The sequence below is a fragment of the Seonamhaeicola sp. MEBiC01930 genome (genome assembly GCF_045277075.1).
In the GTDB taxonomy this organism is placed as follows: Bacteria; Bacteroidota; Bacteroidia; order Flavobacteriales; family Flavobacteriaceae; genus Seonamhaeicola.
In genome coordinates, this window is the sequence record NZ_CP104270.1 from 2,586,970 (window position 1) to 2,606,358 (window position 19,389).

General features: G+C 35.0%; 10 protein-coding genes. All 10 read left to right on the forward strand.

Translation table 11 applies throughout. The features are described from left to right. The 10 genes from N1F78_RS11245 (at window position 1) to N1F78_RS11290 (ending at window position 19,330) form a co-directional block, all read left to right on the forward strand. A complete protein-coding gene (locus N1F78_RS11245) occupies window positions 1-1,638 on the forward strand; it encodes a GH39 family glycosyl hydrolase (protein ID WP_406683258.1) in 1,638 nt (545 codons plus the stop codon). Window positions 1,639-1,651: 13 nt separating this feature from the next. Continuing rightward, window positions 1,652-4,393 carry a six-hairpin glycosidase gene (locus N1F78_RS11250; RefSeq protein WP_406683259.1) on the forward strand — a complete coding sequence of 914 codons (2,742 nt, stop codon included), beginning with the start codon at window positions 1,652-1,654 and terminating at the stop codon, window positions 4,391-4,393. Window positions 4,394-4,471: 78 nt separating this feature from the next. Beyond that, window positions 4,472-6,358 (forward strand): twin-arginine translocation signal domain-containing protein, encoded by a 1,887-nt coding sequence (locus N1F78_RS11255; protein ID WP_406683260.1) that lies wholly within the window; start codon window positions 4,472-4,474, stop codon window positions 6,356-6,358. 61 nt (window positions 6,359-6,419) lie between these two features. Continuing rightward, a complete protein-coding gene (locus N1F78_RS11260) occupies window positions 6,420-7,349 on the forward strand; it encodes an alpha/beta hydrolase fold domain-containing protein (protein WP_406683261.1) in 930 nt (309 codons plus the stop codon). 3 nt (window positions 7,350-7,352) lie between these two features. Beyond that, window positions 7,353-10,187 carry a hypothetical protein gene (locus N1F78_RS11265; RefSeq protein WP_406683262.1) on the forward strand — a complete coding sequence of 945 codons (2,835 nt, stop codon included), beginning with the start codon at window positions 7,353-7,355 and terminating at the stop codon, window positions 10,185-10,187. Between the two features lie 44 nt (window positions 10,188-10,231). After that, entirely contained in the window at window positions 10,232-11,665 is a 1,434-nt protein-coding gene (locus tag N1F78_RS11270) for a sulfatase (RefSeq protein WP_406683263.1), read from the forward strand. 25 nt (window positions 11,666-11,690) lie between these two features. Further along, on the forward strand, window positions 11,691-13,211 hold the full coding sequence (locus N1F78_RS11275; RefSeq protein ID WP_406683264.1) for a glycosyl hydrolase family 28 protein: 1,521 nt from the start codon (window positions 11,691-11,693) through the stop codon (window positions 13,209-13,211). Window positions 13,212-13,235: 24 nt separating this feature from the next. After that, a complete protein-coding gene (locus tag N1F78_RS11280) occupies window positions 13,236-15,746 on the forward strand; it encodes an alginate lyase family protein (RefSeq protein WP_406683265.1) in 2,511 nt (836 codons plus the stop codon). A 76-nt stretch (window positions 15,747-15,822) separates the two neighbouring features. Next, the gene (locus N1F78_RS11285) at window positions 15,823-16,770 is read left to right on the forward strand and encodes a family 43 glycosylhydrolase (protein ID WP_406683266.1); all 948 of its coding nucleotides are present in this window, start codon (window positions 15,823-15,825) and stop codon (window positions 16,768-16,770) included. A gap of 10 nt (window positions 16,771-16,780) precedes the next feature. Further along, a complete protein-coding gene (locus tag N1F78_RS11290) occupies window positions 16,781-19,330 on the forward strand; it encodes a glycosyl hydrolase family 95 catalytic domain-containing protein (protein ID WP_406683267.1) in 2,550 nt (849 codons plus the stop codon). Window positions 19,331-19,389 lie beyond the last annotated feature (59 nt).

Genomic DNA, 19,389 nt, shown 5'->3' on the forward strand with positions numbered 1-19,389 from the left:
ATGAAAAAAATAATAATTTTAGCTGTACTAGCACTATTTGTACAATTAGGTTTTTCTCAAGAAACTGTATCAGTTAACACCTCCTCAAGTGGAGAGAAGTTTGAGCATTTTTGGAGTAAAATGGTAGGTGCTGGTCGCGCAAACGAAGGTTTAAGAGCAGGTTGGTTAGAACAATTAGAAAAAGTTCAAGAAAATTGTGGGTTTGAGTTTGTGAGGTTCCATGGGATTTTTCACGATGATATGTTTCCTGTATTCGAAAAGAATGGGAAATTCACATACAATTGGCAATATATAGATGATTTATTTGATAGGATGTTGGATTTAAATGTACGTCCGTTTGTAGAATTGGCATTTTTTCCAAAAGCTCTAGCTGCAGAAAATAGTAAGACTCAGTTTTGGTGGAAAGCCAATATTACCCCAGATGAATCTAAATATGATGAATGGCATAATTTGGTAAAAGCATTTACTCAACATTGTGTAGATCGTTACGGAATTGACGAGGTTCTTACTTGGTATTTTGAAGTGTGGAACGAACCAAACCTGCATTATGGTTTTTTTGATGGTACTAAGACTCAGTATTTTGAGTTATATAAACAATCTGTTTTAGCCGTTAGATCTGTAGATAGTCGTTTAAAAGTTGGAGGGCCTTCAAGTAGTAATTTTGTGGCGGATAACCGTTATGAAGGAGAAGTAGAAAGCAGGAGCGGAGATTTAATTACGTTTACAGCAGATAATATTAATGATTTGGAATGGAAAGGTTCTTGGATAGAGGACTTTCTAGCCTATTGTAAAAAGGAAAAACTTCCGGTAGATTTTGTCTCAACACACCCTTACCCAACGGATTATCCTTTTAACCCAAGAACGGGAAAGGGAAAGGATTTTTCTAGATACGTAAATTCTACACAAGATGATATTAGATGGTTAAATGAAGTAATTAAAAAAAGTGCATATCCAAATGCTGAAATTCATTTAACGGAATGGAATACCAGTCCAAACAGTAGGGATGCTATGCACGATTTTTTACCTCCTGCTGCTTATATAACTAAAGTAAATTTAGATTGTATTGGACTAACAAATTCATTAGCATTTTGGACGTTTACTGATATTTTTGAAGAAAAAGGAGGTGGAGAAAGTATATTTCATGGTGGTTTTGGAATGATTAATTACCAAGGATTGGTAAAACCGTCTTACCATGCTTATAGAATGTTACATCAATTGGGAGATGAAAAATTGTTTAAGAATGATTATTTATTTGTAAGCCGTAAATCTGGAAATGGGAAAGTAGTTGCTTTGGCTTATAACTATCCAGAAGACTATTACAATGCTGTGCCCTCTAGCATTAAGAAGATTGAAAAATACGAAGAGGGCTCATCAAGACAATTAAACCTTAAGTTTTCAGATTTAAAACCCGGAGCACAATTTAAGATTGAAGTTTTAGATAAGGATCATGGTAATATTTACAATTACTGGGAAAAAATGGGTAAACCAGAACCACCCTCAAGAGAGCAAATAAAAGTGATGAAAAACTTTGCTGAAACGCTTGATAATCATGTTGTTTCTGCAGATAAAGACGGTAACCTAAATATTCAAAGGGAATTATCACCTTGGAGTTTAGTTTTAATTGAACAAATTAATTAGAAAAAAATACAAAATGAAAAATCTTATTAAGGTAATTGCCTTTATTTTATTTGCTGAAGGCATTGCCATAGCTCAGGAAATTAAAACTATTCCACTTCCAGAAAATTTGGAACAGGGATACCCAAGAATATATATCAGTCAATCTGAAAAGAAAGAGTTACAAAAAACCATTAAAAAAGAAGATTGGGCGCAAGAGGTACTTGCTGGAATTCATAAAAGAATTGACACACATGTTGAGCGCCATGTAAATGATCCAGAGTGGATGGTTTCCCGATTAATGATGTATTGGAAAACAAAATCTACTAATGTTTATGTGAATGGAATATATTATTCACATGCCGATGGTGAAGCTCCTGTGCCTACAGTTCGTTTTACAGGGTCTAGAGATTATACTACTAATTATGCCATGCCAGACTTGGAAGATATTCTTCCATATATGGATGATGAACGTGGCCTTTATCTACGTAATAAAACCAAGGAAGGAAGACCTTTAGAGTGGGTCGACCAATCCAAAACTGGAGGTCAGATACACAGACATAATCAAAGAATTCTTGGATTGGCTCGAGATGCAGCATTTATATATTGGCTTGAGGGAGATGAACGTTTTGCAAAATTTGCCTTCGATATTTTTGATACCTATATGTTGGGTATGTACCATAGAAATGCGCCTATAGACTTATTAAATGGTCATATTCAAACCCTAGTTGGGATGGAGTGTTTTCAAGTAATTCATGAAAGTAGTTTAAAATCTGCTTCAGAACTTTATGATTTCCTACATAGGTATATTGAAAAGACTAATGAAGGTAAGATTGATATTTATGATGCGGCAATAAAGAAATGGAACGACCAAATAATTAAGAATGGAGTGCCGCAAAATAACTGGAACCTACATCAACAAAAGGTTATTCTAAAAGCCGCCATGGTTTTAAGAGATGATAAGTTTTATGAAGATGGAAAGGGGCGCGAGTATTATATAGATTACATTCTAAATAAAACCTCGGCAAGACAATGGTCTTTAACTAAATTTATGGATTATGGTTATGATTATGATAATGGCGTTTGGGCTGAATGCCCAGGGTATTCCTTTGGTGTAACTAAAGACTTAACGCACTTCATAAACGATTTTGATAATACCTTCAATCATAATCTTTTACCATATATGCCAGTAATGCAAAAAGCGGTAAAAGTGTTACCTCAATATTTATTTCCAAATGGGCAAACTGTAGCTTTTGGAGATAGTAATTATTCATCTTTAAGCACTCAAGCCATTAGTGATATGATTCGAACGGCTCAAAAAAATGATGATGATAAGCTAGAGGAGGAATTTACTCAGATGTACAGGGTATTTGCTGAAAATTCTAAATCTCAAAACAGAACAAGAAAGCCAAGAGCTGATATATCTTCTTTTTTTGCTAGTAAACCTGTAGAACTTAATCCTAAATATGAAAAGGGAAAGATAGAGGATTACATTACCCAGACCTTTTATGCCCCTAATGTTAGTTGGCATGTACAGCGTATGGGGCAAGGTAAAGATGGTATGATGGTGTCTTTAAATGGTTCTCTTGGAAACCATATGCACGCCAATGGAATTAATATGGAATTGTATGGAAAAGGGGTTGTACAAGGGGCAGACCCAGGAAAGGGAGCTGGGTATCTTCAACCAATTTATCTGGAGTATTACTCGCAGTTCCCTGCGCATAATACAGTGATGGTTGATGGGGCTTCATCATATACCGAAATGCTTAGTTATCATGCATTTGATTTGATGGGGCAATATCCAAAGTCTGAACAAAAAGAAGGCTATTATACTGATATTACTTATTCTGATGTGTTCTTTTTAGAACCAGAAACTCGTAGTGATCAAAGCCGTTTGGTAAGTATTGTAAAAACAGGTGAAACTACAGGCTACTATGTAGATGTTTTTCGTTCTAAAAAACAACGAAAAGGAGACAAATTTCATGATTATTATTACCATAATTTAGGTCAGAGTATGCAGATTATGGATACCTCAGGAAAACCACTAAATCTTACCACAAGTGAAGAAATGGGCTTTGCAGGAGGTCATTTATATGCTTTAGATTATATGTGGGATAAAAAATCTATAAAAACTAGTGAGGACTATCAAGCGGAATGGAAAATAGACATGCCAAAAGAAGAAGATGATGTATTTATGAACTTGTGGATGAAGGGAACAGAAGGGCGCGAAGTATTCTCAATAAAATCGCCTCCAAATAAGGCCTTTAGAGGTAATGGAGGTTTGCCTTATGAAGTTAGTAAAAGTCCCTATTTGACATTAACCGCGCGCCAACATGGTGAAGCATGGGAGCACCCATTCATCTCAATTTATGAGCCATTTACTGCAAGTGAAGGCAAAAGTATTTCTTCTATTAAAGGCTTTGATGATGATAATGGAAGCAAAGCCTTTGCAGGAATACATGTAACTCACAAATCGGGTAGGGAAGATTATATATTTTCATCAGATGGAGGAAAATCAGCAAGTTATAATGATATGACTACCAACGCTGCTTATGCCTTGATTGGTAATGAGAAAAATGGAGATTTCGTTCTGTTTATGGGGAATGGTAATAATCTTGCAGCTAACGGGATGGTATTATCATCGGAAACAAAAGGAAATGTTGTTTTGAAGAAAGAGGAAGGTATTATTTCTCTGCACAATGAAGTGAAAGTGACCATTTCTAATGGAGAAACTGAAAAGCAATTTGAGCCGGGTAATTTAAGACAGGTTAAATTTTAATATAGACCATTTTAAAAGCTGAATTTTTTCTATGAAATGATAATGATGTTGTTTTTATTTTAATATCGAACATAATATATGTCTAATTACGAATCAAGAAGAGGATTTATTAAAAAATCTGCCATTGCCACAGCCGGTGTTTCATTAGGGGTGTCTACATTAGGACTTTCTTGTAGGGATAATTTAGAGACAATTGATACTTTTAAAGTCATCAGAAATGGACGTTCTTATTCATTTTCGTTACCAATTGGGCATGAATTACATCATGTTATGGTGAGGGTTTATAGTAGGGTTAATGATTATATTTTCGAATACGATGATGAATCACCTTATGTACCAAAGGATAAGAATGAACAGACCCAAGCAGTTTGGATGACGGACTTTGACGAGGCAACGGTTGCTAGAAAGAAATCCAATAAAGATCAACGTTTTCCGGTAGTCGATATTATGTTAAAACAGGATATGGAGGCTGTTATAGAAATGGATTTAAAAGATCATGGTATATATGATTTTAATGAAACCGGATCAAATACTTTAATTGAAGAAATTAGAATTCCTAGCAGCCAACTTGATCATTGGGCAAATTCTATGATTTTAAGCCCTAAGTCAAATGCTATTAAGAGCTTTTATTTAGAATCAAAAATCAAGGTGAATGATTCAAAAATTAATTTCAATTTTGAAACCCTTCGTGACGATTGGTCAGGTATAATTTCAGTGTATAATCCAGATTCTAAAGAATTGTTAGCTAGCACAAAAGTTTTATGGAATGAAGATTTGCCCCTAGTTTCTACCGGAACAGGTGTGAGTAGAAAGCGCATGGTTAAATCACTTTCTGGTGCCGCAAAATTTCTTTTAGAATGTGAAAATAAAAATCCTAATAGCAAAGCCAATGGTGGAGAATACCTGCTTTATGATTTAAGTGCTAGAACTCGCATGCGTCCGTTTTGGTCTTGGGCTTGGGGACCTTCAGCAAAAATGCTGTTTGAAGCGGCAAATGTTCCGGGATTAGATGCCGGTGTAAGCAATAAACAACTCAAGCAAAGGGCTACTGATTTAATGCAGGTAACTCTAGATCTACAAGTGCTTGATGAGTCAAGTCCTGCATATGGCATTATACAAACCAGTGCACATGAGGCTAGCACGGTTGATAGCTTGTTTCTTGTTGGTTGGGGATGGATGTCCTTATACAAGGAAACTAAGAACTCAAAATATATTGAAGCAGGGAGAAAACTAGCCGACGCAGCTAATCGCTTGATGGATGAACATAATGATATTTGGATTCCGCAAGCCTATCTATTTGCCGATGATAGATGGAAAGACATTATGAGCTTTGAGAGTTCTATGGGATTACCGGGACTTTCGGCACTTTATTTAGCTACAGGCGATGAGTATTTTAAGAAAACCACAATAAGAATGGCTGACCTTTTGATAAAAGCCTTTGAAAATGAGGAAGGTATGTGGGGGGTGTTTTTTAGAAGCAAGACCATGAAAACCGATAAGGTAAATTATTGGACCAAAGCCTTCGGCTATATTGCAGACGGTTTGATAGAGGCTCACAAAGCGGCTCCTGAAAAGGGGTATTTAAAAAGAGCTTTAATAATCGCCGATCGAATTTTGGAAACACAAGCAGCAGATGGTTCTCTGTCTGTTCGTTTTGATAGGTCACCAGAATATGTTGGAATTGGAGATAAAGCTACGGCATTATGGGCGACATTGTATTTGCGCTTATATAAAATAACAAAGGATAAAAGATTTTATAAGGCAGGAATGAAAGCAATAGAGTGGTGTATGGACCATCAATATTTTGGCAATGATACTGCTGCCTACGGAGGAATTGTTGGGCGCTCATGGCCATCGGGTATCAATTTTCGTCATTGGTTTGATGTGGTAGTAACCTATACCGTATCCTTTTTTGGTAATGCTATTTTGGAAGCATTAAGCCTTGATGAATGGAAGGAAGAATAAGCGCATTTTTTAAGAAAAAAATTAAGCGAAATAAAGGAAAGAATTTTAACTGTAACAAGAAATGAATATTAAAAATATAGCAATCTTATTGTTAATCATGCTTTGCAATGTTATGGAAGTTGTTGGGCAAAATTCGCATGAAAAGAAAATACTAGATACATTCCCAAATAAAGAAACGATTATTTATAAAACCGTTGATGGACAGGAGTTAGATATGACTATTTTTTATCCAGATCCGAAAAAAATGACATCTAAAAATCCATGGATGATGCATGTTCATGGTGGAGGATGGGCTGGTGGAAGTAAATATAATGTATTAAAAAAGGCATTTTTAGGCACTTTAAAATCACTTTTAGATAAGGGTGTAATTTGCGTAACAATTGAGTACCGTTTGGCTAGAGGTAAGTCCAATGCCTATGATGCTGTGGTAGATGCCAAAGATGCCGCCAGATTCCTTTTAAAAAACGCAAAACAGTTTAAGCTGCATAAAAAGAAATATGGTGTTTGGGGCGGTTCTGCTGGTGGACATCTAAGTTTATTAACTGCTTTAGTGAAAGATTCAAATTTCTTGGGAGACCATAAATTCTCAGGAATAGCTCCTAAGTTTAAATGTGTGGTTTCTTATTTTCCTGCAACTTCACTTGTAAATAAAGAATTAGTACCTGGGTCACTTTTCGAAAAACAAAACTCTTATGATAGAATTTTAGGAGATAGTTTAAAAAATAAGCCAGTATTGGCCAAATTGCTAAGTCCAACAGAGCAGCTGAACAAAAAAAGCCCACCAGTTTTATTAATTCATGGTGATAAAGATAAGGTGCTACCAATCATTAATTCTACTTATATGGTTGAGGTTGCCAAAGAAAAAAAGGCGGATGTAAAGTTGTTAACCATTAAGAATGCAGCACATAGTTTTCATGGTGATAATATTTCACCATCAATACACGAATTAAACGATTACGCAACTCAATTTATATTAACTCAATTAAAATAGAGTATGAAAGGTAGAACACTATTATTGCTATTAGGTTGCTCACTAATTTTGTGTGGAAACCTTCATGCCCAATTTGTTTTTCCTGAAACTATTGAGCGTAGTCACCCAAGATTGATGTCTCCAGATGTGACAAGAGAAAAAATTCTTCATGAAATTAAAAATTCAGAGGAAGTTAGAACGTCCTATGAGAATTTTAAAAGTAAGATAGCTGGCTTTGTGAAGCAGCATGAAACAGATCCTGAATGGATGGTCTCTAGGTTGCAAATGTATTGGAAAAGCCATGCTACCGATGTTATTGTAGACGGAGATTTTTATTCACATGCAGAAGGTAAGGCTCCAGTTCCTACGGTGAGGTTTAATGGGAAAAGAGATTATATCACAGATTACAACATCCCCAAAGATGAAGACATAATTCCATACTCAGAAGATGAACGAGGCTTATGGCTACAACACAAAAAAACGAAAAATTGGGAGTGGGTTACACCAATAGAATCTGGAAGGATTATAGGTAAGATTAACCAACGCATTATGGGATATGCCCGAGATGCAGCTCTTATCTATTATCTTGAAGAAGATGAGTCTTACGCGAAATTCGCAGCTCATTTATTTGATACGTACATGCAGGGTATTTATTATAGAAAACCTCCATATGATCAGAAAAAGGGTGCCTTCCAAACCCTTGGGGGTTATACGGCTTTTCAGGTAATTAAAGAGTTATCTGTTGGACATTTAGCGAGCTGCTATGATTATTTGTACTATTATTTAAAGGAAAATGCAGTAGATAAGATGCCTGTTTATGCTACATCTTTCAAAAAGATGGCTGAACAAATCATAAAAAATGGCGTGCCCAATAACAACTGGAATCTAATACAGGCAGATAAGGTAATTCATATGGCATTTATTCTTGAAGACGATAGCTATTATGAAGATGGCAGGGGGGCACAACATTATTTAGACCGTATTTTCAATAAAACAGAAGAGCGGCAATGGTCCATCACAAAACTTTTGAATGCCGGTTATGATGAAAATACGGGTATATGGGATGAGTGTGCAGGATATAGTATGTTGGTAACTAATGATTTTGCAGATCTTTTAATCACAATGCAAGATGCTATAGATGTTGATATTTTGCCTTATATGCCAGTTATTCCTAAAGCCGTTAATGTTTTGCCTCAATATCTTTTTCCAAATAAGTATGTGATTGCTTTTGGCGATACTCATTATGGGAAAGTTAGTAACAGATCCATGTTAAATATGGTAAATAATGCCAAGAAATTTGGTAAAGCAGAGCAAGAAAAGGAATATACGGCCATGGCTCATATGATTAATGAGATCAACGGTGGTTCTTCCAACGGACATGGTGGAAGGTCAAGAAATGCATTTATGTCTCTATTGTCTGGGAATAATGTGAATTTAGATGAAAAAGTTCCAGCCGCCAATATCAATGATTATATCACTTCCACTTTTTATGCACCAAATGTAAGTTGGTTGGCAATGCGTAATGGATTTGATCCTAAAAATGGTTTAATGATTTCTCAAGCAGGTTCATTAGGTAATCATATGCATTCTAACGGGATTGCTATGGAACTGTATGGCAAAAATTATGTTTTGGGCGTAGAAGGAGGTCGTGGAGATAGTTATCATTCAGCTAATTATCTTGAATATTACTCTCAGTTTCCTGCGCATAATACTGTATCGGTTAATGGTATTTCTAAATATCAGGAAATGCGAAGTGAGCATCCATTTAAAGTAAACCATGTGTATCCAGAATCTGAACGCAAGACTGGTTTTTTTCCAGACATTTCTTATTCAGATCTTTATTTCTTAGAACCTAAAACTAATTCTGATCAGAATCGCGTCATGAGCATAGTGAGAACAGGGGAGACCTCAGGATATTACATTGATATTTTTCGCTCTAAAACGAAAGGAGAAGATGATAAATACCATGATTATTTCTACCATAATTTAGGTCAGGAACTTACACTTACAAACACTAATAATGAATTTTTCTCTTTAAATCCTAGTGAAAAATTATCCTCTAAAGATGGAGACTTGGTAGCCTATGACTATATCACGGATAAGGAATCCATAGAAACCGATCAAGACTTTAAGGCTAAATTTGAATTAAGTATACCAGGTGAAGAAAAGGTTACTATGAATATGTGGATGAAAGGAGAAGCAAATAGAGAAGTTTTTTCTGCTAAGTCACCACCTTCAGAAGCTATACGAGGTGGTATGGTTCCAGATGATATTGGAGACATGCCATTATTAACTACAATTATTCGTAACAAGGGAGAAGCTTGGAATAACCCATTTGTAGCCGTATTTGAACCAGCTAATGAAAGTGAGCCATCAACAATAAAAAACATTTCAAGTTTTAAGGCTACCAATGCAGGAGAATCTTTTGTCGGTTTAAAAATTGAAAGTTTATCCAATCGTACAGATATTATCTTCTCATCAGATATGGATTTACCATGTTCATATAACGAAATGTCTATTGTCGGTACTTATGGTGTTGTAACAAAAGATTCAAGTAGTACTAACTTATTCCTTGGGTCAGGGAGTGAAATCAAAAATGGAAATTATTCAATAAGAACATTACAAGGTAATTTAACCTCTGCAAGTTTAAAATATGGCGATGACCAAATCTATTTCACGGCAGATGCACCTACTGTAATAACAATTACTGATAATTATAAAAAGGGAGATGTTTTTCTTGTTTATGGGGATGGTGAAATTAAAGGAGAACGACACAAAACTAAGGGAAATAAAACCATAAGTTTTACTGTGCCAGCACTACCTTATCAGAAGATAACCATAAAGAGAAAAAATAGATAACCAATTTTGGAGATAACTCATAATAATTGAAGACTGAATTCAATATGAAAAATTTAATATTTGGTTTAATTTTAATACACCTACAGGCTTGTTCTCAAGACAGACCGAATGTGTTATTTATATCCATAGATGATTTGAATGATTGGATTGGAGTAATGAATGGCCACCCCCAAGCAAAAACACCGAATATTGATGCCCTTGCTAATAGTGGCATGCTTTTTACCAATGCCCATTGTCAAGCACCAATATGTGGGCCTTCTAGGGCATCTATAATGACAGGTTTATATCCAACAACTTCTGGTAACTATTTGCAATTAAGTGATAAAGACATTAAGAAATCTAATGAAGAGACATCTAAAGCCATTTTTCTTCCAGATTATTTTGAACAACATGGTTATAAAACTATGGGCGTAGGGAAAATTTATCACCAAGGAGATAAAGCACAAACATTTGATGAATATGGTAGTGCATTTGAAATGTTTGGACCAAAGGCCGAAAAACGTTTAAATTATGATCCAGACTGGTATGGAAAACCAGCAGGTACACAAACAGATTGGGGAGCTTATCCTGATGAAGATAGTTTAATGCCAGATTACAAATCTGCTAAATGGGCCGTAGAAAAACTTAATCAAACTCATGAGAAACCTTTTTTTCTAGCTGTAGGTTTTGTGAGGCCTCATGTACCTTGGACAGTTCCTCAAAAATGGTTTGATGAATTCCCTATAGAAGATATTGAAACGCCAGCTTATTTACAAAACGATTTTGATGATATTCCAGAGTTTGGACAAAAAGTAACTTATGTACCAATGATGCCAAGTACAGAATTACTCATTGAAAAAAAGCAGTGGAAACAAGCAGTTCAAGCATATTTGGCATGCATTAGTTTTGTAGATGCTCAAGTTGGTAAAGTTTTAGACGCATTAAAGAGAAGTGAGTATGCAGACAATACCATAGTTGTTTTATGGTCCGATCATGGTTATCATTTAGGAGAAAAGAACAGGTTTGCTAAACAAGCTCTATGGGAAAGAGCTACTAAAACAGTTCTTATGATAAAAGAACTAAATGCCACTTCTGGTAGAGTTTCAAATAAGCCTGTTCAATTACTTGATATGTACCCTACTTTAGTAGATTTATGTGGTTTACCCACAAATAAACAAAATCAAGGTCACTCTTTAAGACCTCTTTTAGAAAATTCTTCTTCAAGTTGGCCTTATGCAGCACTTACTTCTTTTGGTAAAAATAATATTGCTGTATCGGATGAAAGGTTCAGGTTAATTCAATATGCCGATAATTCAATAGAATTATATGATTTGAATAATGATCCTAATGAATGGCATAATTTGTCAAAGAATGACCTCTATAAAGAAGAAATTAATCGATTGCGAGAGTTTATTCCTATAGAACAAGCTGAATTATCCAAGCATTCACATTTTAATCTCAATGATTATTGGAGGGATATCATAAAATCTAATGAATAATAAACAAAGTTAAACTTGAATAATTATGAAAACTATTTTAAAGCTACGATTAATTTTTGTTCTTACTTCTGCAATGGTGCTATTTGCATCTTGTAAAGGAGAGCCGAAAGAAAATGGGAATACGGACCATGTAAAAGTATATCCTGCACCAGAAGGGATTGAACTTTCAAAAGCCTATGTGGTTGAAGTTGAGAATCAAAGTGTACCGGTGTACAAGACTAAAATACCACCAAAAGAACCTATTCCGCGTTTAAACCATTCACGTCAAATATTTGGTTTTGCATCGTATGCATCGTTTGACATGAATGCCTCCGCTAAGGTTAAAGTTACTTACCCAGAAGCCGTAAATTCGGTAAAAATATTACCAACATCTTATGGTGTGGAATCTACCATAGAAGGAAATACAATTTCTTTTTCTGTAGATAAACCAATGCATTTAACTATAGAGGTGAATGGAGATTGGTACGAGTCCTTGCATATTTTTGCAAATCCTTTTGAAGTAGATGTTCCAGACCCGAATGATCCAAATGTGATTTATTTTGGACCAGGAGTTCACGATGTAAAAAGTGTAGCAGTTGGTGATAGTACTACGGTTTATATTGCGGGAGGGGCTTATTTAAAAGCTGGAATAGATTCTGAGGAAGATGAGGTTGAATTGCGTGGTAGAAAAAGAAATCCACCTACATTTTTCCTTCAAGGAAACAATGTTACAATTCGAGGAAGAGGAATTATTGATCAATCGGCTATTCCAAGACCTAAAAGACGTTATACCATATTTGCTCAACATTCAAATGATGTTAATATCGAGGGAGTAATTCTTTACGATCCAAGTCATTGGACTGTCCCATTACAGGCTTCAGACAATATTCATGTTGATAACATTAAAATATTAGGTTGGCGTGGAAATTCTGACGGAGTAGATATTTCTAATAGTCGTGATGTACTGGTTGAAAACTGTTTTTTTAGAACCTTAGATGATGCAGTTGTTGTAAAGTCATTTGATGGTCGTGGAGAGGTAAAAAACATTCATACACGTAAATGTGTAGTTTGGAATGAGCTGGCTCATTCGTTGAGTATAGGGGCCGAAGTTCGTGAAAATGTGACCAATGTGTTATTTGAAGATTGTGATGTTATTCATGATGTAGGACGCGAAACAGCTTTACGTGTTTACCACTGTGATGATGCTGTAATTAAAGATGTAACCTTTCAAAATATAAGAATTGAAGAAGCGCGTAGGCTTATCTCTTGCTGGATAGGGAAAACACGATGGACAAAAACTGAAGAACGAGGAAATATTAGAAATGTGGTCTTTAAAGATATTATAGCTACATCGGCGCCAATTGACACAACATTAACTGGGTTTCAGGATGGTTCTGATTGGAAGCCATACATAATAAAGGACCATGCAAGTATGCTGCTTACTGGGTTTGATGAAACGCATACTGTTGAAGGGGTATTGTTTGAGAATGTAATTCTGGATGGAAAACCTGTTGAGGCAAAACAGGTAATTGCTAATGAGTTTGTTAAAGACATAACATTTCAATAAATAATCCCAATTAAAACAAATCAAATGAAGGGAAAGATTGCTTTAATAGTATCTATAGTACATAAAAGTTTATTAGTAATTGCCTTAATGTTAAGCGTTAATTCTTTTGCTAATGTAAAAGGAGAGAAAGATGCATCAAAAAAAAAGGAGGTGCAATGTAAATCGGCCAATGCCAATGATACTATTAATTATGGTTTCAACATTCAAAACACTCATAATTCAAAGCAAACCTTTCATTTACAAATTCATAAACCTAGAGAAATTGCTTCTATATCTTTTTTAAAAGATACTTTAATTACACTAGAACCTGGTTGTATATATAAAGCTAATTTATCTGTAATCATTAGTGATAGAATTCCTATTGGAGGACAAGAGTCTTGCTTTGTAACAGTTAAAACAGATAATTCTTTAGAAAAATTTGAATTTATTTCGGTGCGTTCAATGCCTCATCCTTTTGTGCTAGTAACAAATGATGTAATAGCCGAAGCCAAAGAAAAAATTAATAATTATTCATGGGCTAAAGAAAATCTTAACCTTATGCTTAAACAGCTAGATAAGTTTGAGTTTCCAAAGAGAAAAATTGTGACTAAGCCCAGACCTGTAAAAGTATGGTCTAGTTTGGCATATGATAGAAGTGATGGAGAAAAGGCCTTTAAAATGTGCCTAGCTTGGAGATTAACAGGTAACGAAATATATAAGAAGAAGGTAGTTGAATTTTTAAGAGAGGTTTGCGATAAAGAAGAAGGTTACCTTTCTATTGGAGCAGCAACTACAGGAGTGCAAGTACATGAAGGTAACTTTTTTATGTTTTTAGCTGCAGCTTGTGATATTTTGTATGCAGAAGATGATTTAACCAGTTCTGATAAAGAGAATATTGAAGCTACATTTCGATATTATTTAGAGTTGAATAGAAAACATATGGATGGTTTAGGAATTATGAATCATCAAGCAAGTGCTAATGCGGGAGCAATTTTAGCAGCCTTATTCCTTCAAGATATGTCGGAAGTTGAATATTTAACTAATGCTGATGGAGGAATGGGAGATCAAATAGCTAAAGGGGTTATGGCAGATGGTTGGTGGTTTGAAGGAACAGCAAATTACTGTTATTTAGTGGCCCAACGTTATGTTTTAGTAGCTCAAGCTTTTGAGAACCACGGTTTGGATTTATATCATAGACGTTTTCCAACGGAATTTAAAAGCAAAGATTTTGAAAATGCCAAAGAGGGGTATACAGGTATGAAGTTCGATAATTGGGGGCCTACTGGAAAAAATACCAGAGGTGTTGAAGATATGGTTTCACCTTATATATGCATGATGGATGAAGATGCTAATGTGGTGGCAAGTAATGATACCAATTTAAAAGAACCTAATGAGTTTTATGAATTAGCTTATAGGGAGTACGGCAGTAAAGAATTAGCATGGGTGCTTAGTAAAAGTAAGAGAGATTCTTGGGTATCACTAATGTATGGTATACCAGAAATACCTGTGGTAGAAGACCCAAGAACTGCATCAGATTTTGTAGCAAACGTAGGTCTAGTGGCTTTACGTTCCCAAGGAAAAAGTCACGTTCCTGAAGAACAAATACAAGCCTATTTTAAATATGGTACTCACGGGGGATGGCATGGACATTTTGATAGAACGGGAATGGTGGCTTTAGATCGTTACGGACATAAATTCTTTAGCACCGAAATGGTATGGTTTGGTTATGGGAAACCTGGGTATAAAGAGTGTGTACAAACCTCTGCAACTCATAATATGGTGGTTGTAGATGAGTTACAACAAGAAGCAGTGCCATCGGAACAATTATTATTTTATAAAGGAGACATGATGCAAGTTTCAGTAACAGAAACCAATGCCCGTTGGAGAACAATACCAACTTGGAATGCAGAGAAATTTCCACCATGGGATGATAAAGAGTTTGATGAAGCTTTTAAACCGGTGCAACAAAGAAGAGTATCAATTGTTACCGATGATTATGTAGTTATTGCAGATTATATAAATGCACCACAAAAACATACTTATGATTGGTTATTACACCCTAAAGGTTTTAAATCTATTAATGGAGTTAGAAAAACAGGAGGAGTTTTAGACTCTTTAAGTAAAAAATATGATTCTCCATATAAGTATTTTAAAAAAGGGCAATGGTACAAAACTAAAAAAGGAGCTGAAATTAAGTTTTTAGATGAAGGTGTTAATCTTGACGTTCATACTTTATGGCCAAAAAAAGCAGATGTATTATTAGCTAATTATCCAATAGGTGGTAAACCCAGGGGTATGAAAAACAACCCAGACAGGAAAACCTATGGAGTTAGGGTTAATGCAAAAACTGCTCAATTTTTAAATGTTTTAGAGCCTTATAAAGGAAAGAGTCAAATATTTAAAATAGTATCGGCTAACCCTAATGAGCTAATTGTAAAATTAATTGATGGGAGAGAACAAAAAATTTCTATAAGTAATATTGAATCGAGCAATATTAAAATAGAAATAGTGGAAAAGAAAGATAAAGACATTATTAGAACTGAAAAGACAAATTAAAGTGCTTGTTAAAGAAAAAAACCAAATAATTTATTTAATAGAACTGCTTTAGATTTCATAAAAAGCGAATAACGTTATGAGTAAAATATATTTGTTTTTAAGCTTATTTTTATTGTTGAGCCAATTAGGTTTAACGCAAAACCCAATATTAAAGAAGGGAGAAGAGGGCTTTTTATATGCTGCAGATCCTGCTGCAGAAGTTTATAATGGCAAGGTGTATGTGTATTGTTCACATGATGTTGATAATGCAGTAAACTATAGTACTATGCAGGATTATTTAGTCTTGGAATCTGATGATTTAGTTAATTGGAAAAATCATGGTGTAGTACTAAAACCCCGTGAGTATGATTGGGCAGATGGACAAATGAACGCCCCTGACGTAGCCTATAAAGACGGATGGTATTATTTCTATTTTCCTTATAATAAAACACATATAGGTGTTGCAAAAAGTCGCACTCCTGTAGGACCTTGGGAAGAAGCGGTAACTGATAAAATTACCACTATTTTCGATCCAACTGTATTTATAGATGATGATGGTCAAGCTTATATTTTTGGAAGTGATACTAAGCAAGATATTGGCGACAAAGGTCGTCATATTATGGGGGCAAAACTTAAAGACAATATGCTTGAACTAGATGGTCCGTGGATGCGATTAAGCGAAGAAACAGTAGCTGAGGCAGTTCATTGTTTTAAGCGTAATGAAAAATACTATTTTATGGCACGTAAAGGTTGGAGTACATCATATTGGATGGCAGATTCTCCATTACCAACTGAACCTTATGCTGAATATAAAGGAATAATAACGAAGCGGCAAATAGATGCCCCTACTCATATGTCAGCAATAGAATTTAAAGGACAATGGTACTATTTCTATCAAAGGGGAGATGTAAACAATGGGTCTTTTTGGCGTAGATCGGCTTGCTTTGAAAAATTAGAATTTAACGATGATGGTACCGTAGTGCCTATAGAATACACCTTAAATGAAGGAATTAAAATAAATAAACCAATATCACCAATAAAATAAGCTATATAAAATGCAATTAAGCACATCAATTAAAATTTTAAAATTAGGTCGCCTAAAATTATTCGCGCTTTGTTTACTTTTTATTTTTTCATGTAATGAAAATGAGAAAAACAAAACCACCAAAAGTTCTGATTTAAAACTTTGGTATAATGCTCCAGCCGCAAATTGGAACGAAGCTCTGCCATTGGGTAATGGTCGTTTGGGGGCTATGGTTTTTGGTAATCCGGTACATGAAAATATTCAATTAAACGAAATTACACTTTGGGCCGGGGGGCCTCATAGAAACGATAATCCAGCAGCAAAAGAAGCGCTTTCAGAAATTAGAGAATTATTATTTCAGAAAAAGTATAACGAAGCACACCGTTTAGCAAATTCTAAATTTATTTCAAAAGTGGCACACGGCATGCCTTATGAAACGGTTGGGAATTTAAGATTGAATTTTGAAAATCAAGAAAATTTCAAAAATTATTACAGGGAATTAGATATAGAAAATGCCATTAATACCACCAAATATACTGTGGATGGTGTTGAATATAAACGTGAGATTTTCACCTCATTTACAGATGAGGTTATTGTAATGAAATTAACCGCAGACAAAGCAGGTAAAATCAGTTTTAATGCTACAATGGACCGCCCAGAACCAGCAAAAGTTTCGGTATTTACCGAAAATGATAACGTATTGGTAATGACTGGTTTTGGAAGCGATAACAAAAACAAACGCTTACCAAAGGAAGCGCCGGCGATTAAAGGTGAAATTGAATTTGATTCTAGGGTAAAAGTAGTTCCAGAAGGAGGCAAACTAATCGCTGCTAATGATAAAATAGTAGTTGAAAATGCAGATAGTGTAACATTATACATTTCTATTGCCACAAATTTTGAAAACTATCAAAATATAAGTGCTGATGCACATAAAAGGGCTGTTAACTATTTAAACCGAGCGGAGAAGAAAGATTACAAAGTTTTAATAAAAGACCATGCAGCTTTCTATAAGCAATACTTTAATAGAGTTTCAATAGATTTAGGTACTTCAGAAGCATCAAAAAACCCAACTGATGTTAGAATTAAAGGGTTTAGAGATGGTTTTGACCCTGGGTTGGCGGCTTTATATTTTCAATACGGAAGATATTTGTTGATTTCTTCTTCTCAACCTGGAGGGCAGCCAGCAAATTTACAAGGTCTTTGGTGTAAAGATTTAACCCCTCCTTGGAAAAGTGCTTATACTATTAATATTAATACTGAAATGAATTATTGGCCAGCAGAGGTAACAAACTTAACTGAAATGCATGAGCCTCTAATTCAAATGGTAAATGAACTTTCTGTTGCTGGACAAGAAACGGCTAAAGTAATGTATGGTGCAGATGGGTGGGTAACACATCATAACACTGATTTATGGAGGATTTGTGGTCCCGTTGATGGTGCTACTTGGGGTATGTGGCCAACTGGAGGCACATGGTTAACCCAGCACGTTTGGGATAAGTATATGTTTAATGGCGATCTGAATTATTTAAAAACAGTTTATCCTGCTATGAAAGGTGCTGCGCAATTTTGTTTGAGTGTATTAACTCCAGAACCAACTAATGGGTGGTTAATTATTTCACCGTCAGTATCACCAGAACATGGTCCTAAAGGTCGCGATAGAAGTATAAATATTGCCGATGCCACCACCATGGATAATCAGTTGGTATTTGATATGCTCACTAAAACAATTGCGGCTGCTAAATTGTTGAATACAGATGCTGATTTGGTGAAGCAATTGGAAGAGACTTTAACAAAATTGCCTCCTATGCAAATAGGTAAGCATAATCAATTACAAGAGTGGTTAGAAGATTTAGATAATCCTGAAGATGACCACCGCCATGTTTCACATTTATATGGGTTATACCCTTCAAATCAAATTTCACCTTATAGAAATCCAGAATTGTTTAAGGGAGCAGAAAACACCTTAATTCAAAGAGGAGACCCATCAACAGGTTGGTCTATGAACTGGAAAATAAACCTATGGGCACGTTTGTTAGATGGAAACCATGCTTATAAATTAATGGGAGACCAAATTAAATTGGTTGGAAGACCAGGTTCAAAAGGCGGCGGTACTTATGCAAATATGTTGGATGCACATCCACCATTTCAGATAGATGGAAACTTCGGATTTACATCAGGTTTAACAGAAATGCTTCTTCAAAGTCATGATGGGGCAATACATTTAATTCCGGCACTGCCTGATGTTTGGAAAGATGGAAAAGTCAAAGGATTGAGAGCTAGAGGTGGTTTTGAAATAGTTGATTTACAATGGAGAGGTGGTAATGTGATAAAAGCTACTATTAAGTCTAATTTAGGTGGAAACCTAAGAATCCGTTCATATAATGAATTAAAACTTCAGAACGGTAAGGAATTAAAAGGAGCTTCAAATGAAAATTTAAACCCATTTTATCAAGTTCCAGAAATTAAAGAGCCATTAATTTCAAATACATCCAATATAGGAGAATTATCATTAAAAAAATCTTATTTGTATGATATACAAACAGTAACTGATGACGTAATTACCCTGGTAATTAAAAGTTAGCTATTTAAAATAATAGATGTGAAATGGATATTTATGATGGTATTATCATTGAAAGTTTA